At 49.0% G+C, this 12345-nt stretch carries 10 protein-coding genes; all 10 read right to left on the reverse strand.

The window, feature by feature from the left end; genetic code table 11:
- Positions 1 to 45 precede the first annotated feature (45 nt).
- A complete protein-coding gene (gene pknB, locus Q0V21_RS04470) occupies positions 46 to 2256 on the reverse strand; it encodes a Stk1 family PASTA domain-containing Ser/Thr kinase (RefSeq protein WP_079349541.1) in 2211 nt (736 codons plus the stop codon).
- Positions 2253 to 3029: a Stp1/IreP family PP2C-type Ser/Thr phosphatase gene (locus tag Q0V21_RS04475; RefSeq protein WP_024631113.1), complete on the reverse strand. Its 777-nt coding sequence runs from the start codon at positions 3027 to 3029 to the stop codon at positions 2253 to 2255. Before Q0V21_RS04475 ends, pknB begins: the two co-directional genes overlap by 4 nt.
- Before the next feature lie 7 nt (positions 3030 to 3036).
- Positions 3037 to 4077, reverse strand: a complete 1041-nt coding sequence (gene rlmN, locus Q0V21_RS04480; protein ID WP_079349770.1) for a dual-specificity RNA methyltransferase RlmN — start codon at positions 4075 to 4077, stop codon at positions 3037 to 3039.
- A 254-nt stretch (positions 4078 to 4331) separates the two neighbouring features.
- Positions 4332 to 5852, reverse strand: coding sequence for a 16S rRNA (cytosine(967)-C(5))-methyltransferase RsmB (gene rsmB / locus Q0V21_RS04485; RefSeq protein ID WP_079349542.1), 1521 nt, complete (start codon positions 5850 to 5852; stop codon positions 4332 to 4334).
- On the reverse strand, positions 5849 to 6802 hold the full coding sequence (gene fmt, locus Q0V21_RS04490; protein ID WP_079349543.1) for a methionyl-tRNA formyltransferase: 954 nt from the start codon (positions 6800 to 6802) through the stop codon (positions 5849 to 5851). The genes rsmB and fmt overlap by 4 nt, the downstream gene beginning before the upstream one ends.
- 12 nt (positions 6803 to 6814) lie before the next feature.
- The gene (def, locus tag Q0V21_RS04495) at positions 6815 to 7303 is read right to left on the reverse strand and encodes a peptide deformylase (RefSeq protein ID WP_024631117.1); all 489 of its coding nucleotides are present in this window, start codon (positions 7301 to 7303) and stop codon (positions 6815 to 6817) included.
- Positions 7304 to 7486: 183 nt separating this feature from the next.
- Positions 7487 to 10036: a primosomal protein N' gene (priA, locus tag Q0V21_RS04500; RefSeq protein ID WP_301877754.1), complete on the reverse strand. Its 2550-nt coding sequence runs from the start codon at positions 10034 to 10036 to the stop codon at positions 7487 to 7489.
- A 1-nt stretch (position 10037) separates the two neighbouring features.
- Positions 10038 to 11273, reverse strand: coding sequence for a bifunctional phosphopantothenoylcysteine decarboxylase/phosphopantothenate--cysteine ligase CoaBC (gene coaBC / locus Q0V21_RS04505; RefSeq protein ID WP_301877756.1), 1236 nt, complete (start codon positions 11271 to 11273; stop codon positions 10038 to 10040).
- 120 nt (positions 11274 to 11393) lie between these two features.
- Positions 11394 to 11609: a DNA-directed RNA polymerase subunit omega gene (gene rpoZ / locus Q0V21_RS04510; protein WP_024631120.1), complete on the reverse strand. Its 216-nt coding sequence runs from the start codon at positions 11607 to 11609 to the stop codon at positions 11394 to 11396.
- A gap of 156 nt (positions 11610 to 11765) precedes the next feature.
- On the reverse strand, positions 11766 to 12338 hold the full coding sequence (gene gmk, locus Q0V21_RS04515; RefSeq protein ID WP_024631121.1) for a guanylate kinase: 573 nt from the start codon (positions 12336 to 12338) through the stop codon (positions 11766 to 11768).
- Positions 12339 to 12345 lie beyond the last annotated feature (7 nt).

A 12345-nucleotide genomic window follows, 5' to 3' on the forward strand; every position in this document is an offset into this window, starting at 1 on the left:
TTAATTTACAGTACACGCACCCTGAACCTCAGCAATAAGCCGTCCTTACGGACGGCTCGATGCGTTAACGACTTCCTTTTTCTTGCTATCCTTGCCTTTGCCTTTGGAGGGACCCTCTTCCTTATTCATAGCCGAAGTATCTCCCTCTTCGTTGTCCACTTCACCATCCACAGGTGTATCAGGCTCACCCTCCTGGTTAGGATCAACCGTTTCTTCGTCAACTTTGCCTGGATCGGTTTCATCAGGCGGTGGCTGCTGAGCACCCTTCTCAGGCTCGATGGTAGGCACAACAACCGTTCCATTTTTGGCCTCGCTGTAGGAAACCAAATACGTATCCAGGAATTGATCATCCCGATAGACCGAAACCACACCATCCACATTTGGAGCCAAAATAAGCGGAATGGTCAGCAATTGGGCAGACTTGATGGTCCGTGTTCCCCATTCTTGATTCTTTCCACGAGCATCCTCGAAAGTAATTCGAATTTTGCTGCTTTTTCCTTCTTCTTTTGGTGAAACGTTGATGTTATAGTCGTAGTTCAGTGCCTCTGGCGGATATCCTGTACTGATAAATATGGTGATTTTATCACCCGGATTCACATCTGTGCCGGCTTCTACAGGCCATTGCTGCGTAACTCTTCCCTTTTCAAACGTATAGCTGGATTCTTCCTGTACCTGAGCAAGCACCAGCCCGGCAGACCTGATCAATTCCTCAGCTTGGCTGCGGGTCTTATTTTTCAGATCAGGCATTTTGACGGTTTTAGCGCCTTTGCTAACAGTCAAAACAATTTCAGTCTCTTTAGGATCGAATTCTACATCGACTCCAGGAGTTTGGGAGATCACGTTCCCGGATGCAATGTCATTCGAGAAATCATCCTTCCGTTTGATCTGATCCTCATTGATACCAAGAGCGATCAACTTCTTGACAGCCTCATCATAGGTATTGCCTTCAACGCTGATCATTTTGGTCAGTTCTTTTTCCGCCCCAACACTCAGCTGGACCTCAGAGCCTTCTTTGACGATATCGCCTTCATCCCTGCTCTGATCGAATACAATACCCGGCTCAATGCCTTCCTTGTACTCCCGGATGACATTATCACTGACAACAAGCCCGCTGTCCTGCAGCATCTGACGAGCCTTTTCTTCGGTCTGACTCACAACATTGGGCACCTTCACATCAGGCACAACAAGCATGCCTTTCACGTACCATACAACTCCAACCATCGCGATGAGAATAAGCACCGTCAACGAGATCAGCAGCGCTGGCTTCTTCCAATTCTTTGTTTTGGGTTTGCCCTTGTTGTGATCATCGTCAGACTCTATCACGGGTGCAGCACCTGTAGATGTGACCCCACGCGGCTCCGGCTTGATCGCCGGCATGACACGTGTCTGATCGATATCATCCTCATCCGGAAAATCAATCTTCGTTTCATTACGTCTTTCCGGCATCAGGCAGGTTTCCAGATCTGTCTGCATTTCTTTCGCAGATTGGTAACGCTCCTGCGGATTTTTGCGCATGGATTTCAGAATAACGTTCTCCACGCTTTGCGGAATCAGCGGATTGAATTTACGCGGTTCATCAAACTCTTCCTGTAAATGCTTCAAAGCAACGCTGATCGGACTTTCTCCCAGGAACGGAAGCTGCCCAGTTAGCATTTGATAGAGTACAATACCTAGAGAATATAAGTCCGACTTCTCGCCAGTCACGATGCCTTTGGCATGCTCAGGTGAGAAGTAATGAACGGAACCGACTACCGAGCCGGTCTGTGTAATCGTTGTGGACGTAACCGCACGAGCTATCCCGAAATCTGTTACTTTCACACGACCATTACGGCCAATCAATATATTATGGGGTTTGATATCCCGATGAATGATCTGATTATGATGTGCATGATCGAGAGCATCTGCAATCTGGGAGGCGATTCGAACCGCTTCGTCCACCTGCAAAGGCGCCCGTTCTTTAATAATTTCATTCAGGTTTTTGCCTTCGACATACTCCATAACAATGTAGTGAACTTCATCTTCCTGACCCACATCATAGATACTGACCACGTTAGGGTGAGACAGCGATGCTGCGGATTGTGCTTCCCTGCGGAAACGGCGAATAAATTCTTCGTCGTGGACAAATTGCTGTCTTAACACTTTGATGGCAACATTCCGGTTGAGCAACAGATCCTGGGCCTTATACACAAGAGCCATGCCGCCGCCGCCGACACGCTCGATCACTTCATAGCGTCCGCCTAGCTGGTGCCCAATCATGACTCACACCCCGTTTCCGATATCACGGAACCTTCCTTTTGCAGTTCAAACAAAGCTATCGTGATATTGTCATCTCCACCCGCAAGCAAAGCCAGCTGAAGTAAGCGATCAGCCCGATCTTCCAACGCCAGTTCCAGATTACCTGCGACCTGAATGATCTGCTCATTGCTGACCAGATTACTAAGCCCGTCGCTGCACAAGAGAAGAACTTCGCCTTCTTCCAGCTTGACGGTATCCAGATCCACCTTCACTTCAGCATCTGTCCCAAGTGCACGTGTGAGCACATTGCGACGCGGATGATGAGAGACATCTTCTTTGCTGATCTGACCATTTTTGAACAATTCATTCACCAGTGTATGGTCCTCGGTCAACTGGATCACATGTTTATTTGCAATTTTGTATGCCCTGCTGTCACCGATGTGACCAATAACGCCTTCCGTATCATTCAGCAATGCCGCAACTACGGTGGTCCCCATGTTATGGTAATTATCATCCGTAGACGCCGTGCGGAAGATCACTTCGTTGGCATGCAAAATAGCATCGCTCAATGCGGCTGACAAAGACGCATGTGAAAGACCTGGCTCAAGCGTCCCCAGATCCTGCACCAACGTCTCGACCGCCAGACGGCTCGCCGTATCCCCTGCAAGATGACCGCCCATACCATCGGCAACAATACCCAGAATATAACCTGTATCGAGATTTCGAATCCAGGCTGAATCTTCATTCACCGAACGCACCCGTCCGATATGGCTCACATGAACTGTTTTGATCAAAACGTTCTCACCTCAACTCCATATGCTTTGCACGAAGCTGACCGCAAGCGGCAGCAATATCATGTCCCTGTTCACGACGAATGGTTACATTAACACCCTGCTCCGAGAGAATCTTCTGAAAATTGAAAATGTCGCTTCTGGATGTTCTTACGTACTTGCGCTCAGGTACATGGTTGACCGGAATCAGGTTTACGTGGCACAGCATGTTCTTAAGCACGCCTGCCAATTCTGCCGCATGTTCCGGCTGATCATTCACACCGCCGATAAGTGCGTACTCAAACGTAATTCTGCGACCCGTTTTGGCCAAATAATAACGCAAAGACTCCATTACATCTTCGAAAGGAAAACGGCGGTTTACCGGCATCAACTTGGAACGCAAAGCATCATTTGGCGCATGGATGGAAATCGCCAGGTTAATCTGCGTATCTTCATCTGCAAATTTATAGATGTTCGGTACGATTCCACTGGTAGACACGGTGATATGGCGCTGACCGATATTCAGCCCTTTTTCGTGAATCATGATTCGCAGGAACGTCATCGTGGCTTCATAGTTTTCAAAAGGCTCCCCTGAACCCATAATCACGATACTGCTGACCCGCTCACCGCGTTCATCCAGAATTTTTTGGGCTTGCACAACCTGAGCGACAATTTCGCCAGCTGTAAGGTTACGCTTGAGTCCGCCCAGCGTGGAGGCACAGAACGTGCAGCCAATCCGGCATCCAACCTGTGTCGTTACACAGATGCTGTTACCATAGTTGTGTTTCATAATAACTGTTTCGATCGCATGATCATCATGCAAACCAAACAGGAATTTCACTGTTCCATCCTTGGATTCAAATTTCGTAATTTCAGTAAGTGTAACAAATTCAAATTGTTCAGTCAGCTTTTCACGGAGCGCTTTGGACAGGTTCGTCATTTCACTGAAATCATTCACACGTTTCACATAAATCCAGTCGAAGATCTGACCACCGCGAAATGCCGGTTCCCCGTTCTCAATAGCCCATTGTTGCAGCTCCTCCAGGGAATAATCATATATAAAAGGTTTCATTTTGTTGTCAACACCTATTCCTTCTTTTCTTTTCGTTTGGCTTCCTTTTTTTCGTTCCATTCGTCCTATTCTATCACAAAGACCACTTTACATCCATGTATACCCTTGATGCCTTTACTTCATGCATTATAACACCTCAATGCCTGCATCGCACCCTATCATCACTTTTAACTGATCATTAACCCTCAGTCTTATCACAAAGAAATCCGCCGAAGTTCCCCTCGGCGGCTGTCCTTCAGTGCTCTATTAAACTGTTAATCCGCTATCCTTATCAACCTGGCAATGAAAAAACCGTCACTGTGAGCGTACTGTGGCAGAATCTGCACACCACCGTTCACAACCTTCCACTCGGCTGTTTCCAGACCAGACCAAGCTGACTCTTCAGCCGCCTTGTATTCCGGATGCCGGTCCAAAAAGTCAGCAACCCTATGCTCGTTCTCCGCAGGCTCGATTGTACACGTGCTATATACCAGAATACCACCTGGCTTTAGTAGTGGTGCAACCCGATCCAGCAGTTCACGCTGCAGATTGGAGATATCCTGAATGTCTTCAGCAGTTTTGGTCCATTTGACATCCGGCTTGCGGCGAATAACACCCAGACCGGAACACGGCGCATCCAGCAGGATGCGGTCAAACGATGCCTCAGGATAACGCTCATCCAGATCAAGGGCATCACCTGTCACCGCATCAATACAGCTGAGTCCGAGACGATCCGCCTGATCCATGATCAACTGACGTTTATGAGCATGTACATCATTGGCAACAATCCGTCCACGGTCCTGCATTTTCTCTGCCATATGGGCTGTCTTGCCACCAGGAGCTGCACAGCAATCCAGTACCGTCTCACCTTCCTCAGGCCCAACAGCCTCAGCTACAAGCATCGAACTTTCATCCTGTACGGATAACAGGCCATCCCGATACCAGGACGTAAGTGCCATATTACCACCACTGCGAACGAGAATGCCGTCGGGACTAAGCCGGGAAGGTTCCACGATTGCCCCCGTGCTCTCCATCTCTTGCATCATTTTCTCGCGTGTCGTCATTGTCGTGTTCACACGAACACTAACCGCAGGCGGCTCATTATTTGCACGACAGATCGCTTCTGCTTTCTCTTCGCCATATTGACTGATCCAGCGCTCAACCATCCACAGCGGGTGAGAGTGCTCAAGTGAGATACGTTCAGCAGCAGGCAGATGTTCGGGAATTCGCAGTTCATCCCGATTGCGGATCATGTTCCGCAGAACACCGTTCACCATACCGGAGATACCCTGATGTCCCAATTTCTTAGCCAAATTGACAGCTTCACTCACCACGGCGTGTTCCGGAATACGGTCCAGATACAGCATCTGATATACGCTAATGCGCAGCAAGCTGCGAACCCAAGGTTGCAGTTTGGATACACCTTTGGCTACGTATCTTTCCAAAAAATAATCAAGGGTATTCCGACGCGCGATCGTTCCATAGACCAGTTCTGTTGCCAGTCCAGCATCTGCCGGACTAAGCTCGGCTTCCTTCAAACGCCGGTTCAGCTCAAGGTTGCTGTAAGCCCCTTCTTGCTCAACGGCGCTGAGCACCTTCACTGCGAGTGCACGCGCGGAGGTTTTGGGCCGCGGAGTGCGGGAGACACCATTTGCAGCAGACTGGGATGCAGACCTGTTCCCTGCACCACCAGATTTCCCGGAGTTTGGACGACCCTGGTTTCCTCCGCGCCCGGATGTATTTCCTGCGACTTTATGACCTGTTCCTGACGGGCGGCCTGGTGTATTTCCGCTCATTGCAGCACCGTTCCCGGTTTCAGGGTTCCGCCACGTGCAAAGTCAGCAGCTTGCATTACCTTTTTACCCGCAGGCTGAACCTCAGTAAGCCAGAGAGAACCGTCACCTGTGCGAACTTCAATGCCGTTCTTGCCCAATTGTAATACCGTTCCCGGCTCGGCTTGTCCAGCATCCGAAGACGTGAGTAGATCCGCCTGCCCCGGATTTGCTGCTGCCCAGACCTTGAAGACCTGCTCATCCCACATCGTAAATGCACCCGAGAACGGTACAAGACCGCGAATTTGATTGAACAATTCACGCGACGTTCGATTCCAGTCCATCTTCTCGTCATCCCGAGTCAGATTGCGAGCATACGAAGCCTCGGCTTCATCCTGAGGGACAGCCGTTGTTTCGCCTGCAACCAGACGCGGCATTTCTTCCTGAAGCAATTTGGAGCCTGCTTCACTAAGCTTTACAAACATGGAGCCTGATGTATCTTCATCCGTAATCGCCACTTCCACACGTGAGATCATATCCCCCGTATCCAGGCCTTCCGCCATAAACATCAGCGTAACTCCCGTCACCGACTCTCCATTAATGATGGAACGTTGAATCGGGGCGCCACCGCGATATTTGGGCAAAAGAGAACCATGCACGTTCACACAACCACGAACGGGCATATCCAGCACAGCTTTGGGCAGAATCTGCCCAAAAGCCGCAGTCACAATCAGATCCGGTTTCCATTCAGCCAATCGGGCTACAGCTTCTGGAGCACGCAGTTTTACAGGTTGAAATACAGGCAGGCCGTGGCGTTCTGCCGCAGCCTTGACTGGTGTTGGTGTAAGCACCTTTTTGCGGCCCTGTGGTTTATCCGGCTGAGTCACGACACCAACCACGTTATATCCCTCGGCGATAAGCATGTCGAGAGACGGAACTGCAAATTCAGGCGTTCCCATAAAAACAATATTCAAATCAATCACTCCTTAGTTACGACGCGGCCCGGTTTGATCGGCTGCAATTTCGTACACCTTTTCAGCAATATCCGTAAAGAGTACGCCATCCAAATGATCAATTTCATGCTGGAACGCACGAGACAACAAGCCACTTCCCGTAATAATCAGTTCTTTGCCTTCACGATCCAGTCCCTTTACGGTAACCGTCTCAAAACGACGCACATCACCGTTAATGCCAGGGATACTCAAGCAGCCTTCGGGTCCAAATTGCTCTCCCTCGCTCGAAATGATCTCCGGATTGATCATCTTGATCAGGCCCTGCTCATCTCCGCAATCAATCACAATGAGGCGCTTCAAAATACCAACCTGTGGTGCAGCAAGACCTACGCCTTCTGCGTCATACATTGTATCTGCCATATCATCCAGCAGCTTCTGAACATTCGGTGTAACTTTAGTTACTTCTTTAGCTCTTTTGTGTAGCACCTCATCCGGTTCTTTCACGATAATACGAATCGACATGTTGTAAGCACCTTCCTAATCCTCATCATAATTTCAGGACATCAGGCTCATTCAAAAACAAGTACTGATTTTCTGCTATGTAGCAGGTATCAAAAACTGATTTTAAAGATCGAGCCATCATTCATGTTGTTTTTAATCTATGTTTATACCGCTTGTTTGCATCCGCATTTTACTACAAAATGCTTACATTAACATTTGCGGGTCTACATCCAGACTAATTTGCAGCTTCTGCGCCTGAACATCGTCGTCCATACGCCGGGCCGTCGCGAGCGCCAGTCCAATGGCGTCGACATCCCCCCGCCATTTTATCATACATTGGAATCGGTATCTATTCTTGATCCGAGGAATGGGCGATGCTACCGGGCCCAACACGTCAAAGGCTTCATTGCTGAAACGATCCAGACTTCCCAGCCAGCCAGCCGCATTCGCCTTTTCTTTCAATATTCGTGTGTAGTTCTCTGCCAGCCGGATCAGTACCGGAAGCTGTTCATGCGAGAACGTCACCAGAATCAGACGACAGTATGGCGGGTACTGCAAATTGCGCCGATGCAATAATTCCTCACGGACAAACGAAACATAGTCATGCTGGCTCGCATGCCCAATCGAATAGTGCTCTGGTGTATAGGACTGCACAAACACCTCGCCAGGCAGTTGATGCCGTCCTGCACGGCCCGCCACCTGAGTGAGCAGCTGAAATGTTTTTTCGGCAGCCCGGAAATCAGGCAAATTGAGTGCCGAGTCCGCTGTTATAACACCAACCAGGGTGACATCCGGAAAATCAAGTCCTTTGGCAACCATCTGGGTCCCCAGCAGAACGTCTGCCTTTTTCTCGCGAAACTGCTTCAACAGCTTCTCATGTGACCCTTTTTCGCTCGTTGTATCCACGTCCATCCGAATAACGCGAATACCCGGGAACAACTTGGCCAATTCTTCCTCTACCCGCTGTGTACCCGTACCGAAATATCGAATATGCTCACTGCCGCAATCCGGACACACCTCTGGTGCTGCTTCCGCATATCCACAATAGTGACAACGAAGATTGTTGGAGCGCTGATGATAGGTTAGTGAAATATCACACTCGGGACAGCCTGCAACGTATCCACAACTGCGACACATCACAAAGGTGGAATATCCGCGTCGATTCAGCAGAAGCACCGTCTGTTCCCCACGCTCCAACCGCTCCTCCAGCCCTTTGTGCAAGGCGCGGCTGAACATCGAGCGATTTCCATCCTTCAGTTCTTCCCGCATATCAACAATCCGCACCTCTGGCAGCTTGTTCCCCAGTGCGCGGGTTGGCATCTCCAGCAAAAGTGGTGCAAAATCATCATTACTCTGTGAACGTGCAGCATAGTAACTTTCCAGCGAGGGTGTCGCCGAACCAAGAACAACGACCGCCTGATGCTGCTGTGCTCTTTTTACCGCTACATCACGGGCATGATATTTTGGGGTTTCTTCCTGTTTATATGAAGTCTCATGCTCTTCGTCCATAATGATCAGGCCAAGACGACTGAACGGAGCAAAAACGGCTGACCGGGCACCAATGGCAACCGTCACCTGGCCTTCCCGAATTTTACGCCACTCATCATAACGCTCTCCGCCAGACAGACGACTATGCATCACAGCGACCTGATCGCCAAAGCGTCCTTTGAAACGTTCCACCATCTGCGGTGTCAGTGCAATTTCAGGTACGAGAACAATCGCCTGTCGATCCTGTTCAATACAGCGCTGAATGGTCTGAAGGTAGACTTCCGTCTTGCCGCTGCCTGTTACACCATGAAGCAAAAAGACGCCATGGCGTCTCTCCTGCAATCGACCATTGATATTGTTATACACATGCTGCTGTTCATCGGTCAGATTCAGTGGCTCCGTCGCACGGAACTTACGGCCCTGATAGGGATCACGAAAGACTTCGACGTCCTCCGTTACAACCAACCCTTTCTCCTCCAGCCCTTTGACTGTAGCCGCTGATACCTGAAGTGTAGCCAGCAATTCTTTCATCGCCATGGGCAGCAGTTCTTTCATCTCCAGCAAAAAAGCCAGAACTTCCTTCTGCCGTTGGGCCTTTGCAGGAAACGAATTCAACGCCTCTTCCGCAGCTGCCACATCCACAGCCAGATCAATAGACTTCATCGTTTTTTTATTCAGCTTGTCCTTGATCGCCTGGCTTTCCAGCAGGACACCACTAAGTAACAACTTCTTGATCAGCGCAGCATGATTGGGGTACTTGCGACTCAGTTGTTGTAAGGGAACCTGCCCACGACTCTTCACAAAACGAATAATATCTTGCTGTACTTTCTCTGATGTCGATTCCTCTCCCCACACAAAAAGGACTTCTTCACCTGACTCCGAACCAGCCATTTCTCCGTCAAGGGCATCTCCAAGTGAAATATACCGTTCCGCTTTGCCTTTCAGCGCGGTCGGCACCATCACCTGCAAAGACAAAATGCGGTTACTGGCATAACGCTCACTCATCCATTCGGCCAATTCCACCAAATCTTCAGACAACGGGGGAACGATATCCAACAGCTCCTGAATTGGTTTGAGTTTGAAAGACTCCGTACCCGTACGAGGCACCAAATCAATGACAAACCCCTGCACCGTCCGATGACCAAAAGGTACACCTACCCTGCTGCCAATCTCAATCCATTCACGCATGGATTCCGGCACCAGATAATCAAAGGGCCGGTCCGTCTGCTTCACAGGAACATCGACAATAACCTTGGCGATCTCCATATTAATTCCTCCCGGCAATGCGCTCCGCCGCAATTGAAAGCAACCGGCGAGCGACCTCTTCCTTCGCCACCACCTGAAGCTCTTCCACCAATCCTTCACGGTCATATATGTGCACCGCGTTGGTATCTGTTCCAAATCCGACACCCGCCCGGGTGACATCATTGGCTACGATCAGATCACAGTTTTTCCGTTCCAGTTTCTCACGTGCATACATTTCCATTGAATTCGTCTCGGCTGCAAAACCTATCAAAAACTGATGGCTCTTCTGCTTGCCCAATGTTTCAAGAATATCTATATTTTTAACAAGTTCAAGCGATAACGTATCGCCTTTCTTCTTGATTTTCTCCGTGTACACTTCCTTGGGCCGGTAATCCGCAACAGCTGCCGCCTTAACAACGATATCTGCATCATCCCATTGGCCCGCTACCGCATCATACATATCCTGTGCTGACTTTACGGGGATTACATGTACATCCGCTGGTGGCTGAACCTGGGTATTTCCCATAACCAAGGTCACATCCGCTCCCAGATCACGCGCAACCGTTGCAATGGCAAAACCCATTTTCCCAGAAGAATCATTGGTAATATATCTCACCGGATCAATGCGTTCAATGGTACCTCCTGCAGTGACCACAACCTTCTTGCCACTTAACAAAGAAAGCTGTTCATTGCGTTCCCGTTTGGCAGACTCCTGCTGTTCAAAAAAACGTTCGACCACATCGACAATCGTTTCCGGCTCTTCCAGACGACCTTTGCCCACATAACCACAAGCCAGCTGTCCTTCACCCGGTTCAATCATCATCGTTCCGCGCTCGGTTAACAGGCACATATTATGCTGTACAGCCGGATGATCATACATATGTACATTCATCGCTGGCGCAATCATCACCGGTGCAGTGGTTGCAAGCAGGGTTGTTGAGAGCATATCATCGGCCATGCCATGTGCCATTTTGGCAATTACATTGGCTGTTGCCGGAGCAACCAAAACAAGATCAGCCATATCGGCCAGATGGATATGCGAGACCACGGAAGGCTCCCGCTCATCAAATGTATCACTATATACTACATTTCGGGTCAAGGTTTGCAGCGTTAATTCGGTAATAAACTGTTTGGCGGAATTCGTCATAATGACATGAACGTCCGCTCCTTTTTGCACCAGCCTGCTGCATAATGTAGCCGCCTTGTATGCGGCTATGCCGCCAGTCACACCAAGCACGATTTTTTTACCGTTCAACATGGTTATCCCCCCGATATATACGACGTTAAAAAGGATGAATAAAGAAAAAAATAACAACCTCGCGGTTGTCAAATAAATCCGGCTTACGCCGTATGCAGTTGAAGAGCAGCCGCAGGCGGCTTACTCTTCTTCCTCTTCGTCCTGTCCTTTGATGACAACGAGTAGATCACCATAAATTTCTTCAAGTGCAACGCCAACCTGTTTATGGGATCTGGCATTTCTCAAATCCGTTTTCTCACCTTCACGAAGCTGTCTGGCCCGGCGGGAAGCGGCAACAACAAGAGAATACTTGCTGTCGACTTTGTTCATCATTTCATCAATAGAAGGATACAGCATATTTACAAAACACCTCTTTGCATTAGTATAATCACAATTGCCCGCCTGACGGAATCATGGTGCTCCGCTGGTTAGCTAATCAGATTGGAGCTGCTCTACCTATATATCCTATGTCAGCAGCTCCACTGATTATCGCATTTTGCGGCGGCAAATGGATTATTTATTGATCTTACAATGTTCGGCGATAATGATGCTTTCTATTCGTTTACACGCCAAATCAATTTCATCATTAACGACAGCGTAATCATACTGCTCCAGCAGACTGATCTCATCTACCGCGACGGACATCCGATGATCAATCGTCGCCTGACTTTCCGTACCACGGCCCTGAATGCGATCTTTAAGCTCGTCCAATGAAGGAGGCAACAGAAATACAAAGATCCCCTCCGGGAACTTTTCTTTCACTTTTAACGCGCCTTGAACTTCAATCTCAAGAATGATGTCACGGCCTTCGTTAATCGTTTTCTCCACAAAATCACGCGGTGTTCCGTAATAGTTCCCTACATATTCTGCGTGTTCCAGCAATTGATCTTCAGCAATCATGTTCAGGAATTCTTCATGGCTTCTGAAGAAATAATTGACGCCATGTTCCTCACCCAGACGAGGCTGACGAGTCGTTGCCGATACAGAATAAATCAATTCCGGCACCCGTTTGCGCAAAGCGCTGCATACTGTACCCTTCCCGACCCCAGATGGGCCGGACAACACTACCAGTAATCCCTTAGACATATTACAC

It is taken from the genome of Paenibacillus sp. 11B, assembly GCF_030487755.1.
Lineage (GTDB): Bacteria > Bacillota > Bacilli > Paenibacillales > Paenibacillaceae > Paenibacillus > Paenibacillus vandeheii.

Coding starts and splice junctions, on each gene's coding strand:
- pknB (WP_079349541.1), bottom strand. CDS start 2,256: ATGATTGGGCACCAGCTAGGCGGACGCTATGAAGTGATCGAGCGTGTC.
- rlmN (WP_079349770.1), bottom strand. CDS start 4,077: ATGAAACCTTTTATATATGATTATTCCCTGGAGGAGCTGCAACAATGG.
- rsmB (WP_079349542.1), bottom strand. CDS start 5,852: ATGAGCGGAAATACACCAGGCCGCCCGTCAGGAACAGGTCATAAAGTC.
- def (WP_024631117.1), bottom strand. CDS start 7,303: ATGTCGATTCGTATTATCGTGAAAGAACCGGATGAGGTGCTACACAAA.
- priA (WP_301877754.1), bottom strand. CDS start 10,036: ATGGAGATCGCCAAGGTTATTGTCGATGTTCCTGTGAAGCAGACGGAC.
- coaBC (WP_301877756.1), bottom strand. CDS start 11,273: ATGTTGAACGGTAAAAAAATCGTGCTTGGTGTGACTGGCGGCATAGCC.
- rpoZ (WP_024631120.1), bottom strand. CDS start 11,609: ATGCTGTATCCTTCTATTGATGAAATGATGAACAAAGTCGACAGCAAG.
- gmk (WP_024631121.1), bottom strand. CDS start 12,338: ATGTCTAAGGGATTACTGGTAGTGTTGTCCGGCCCATCTGGGGTCGGG.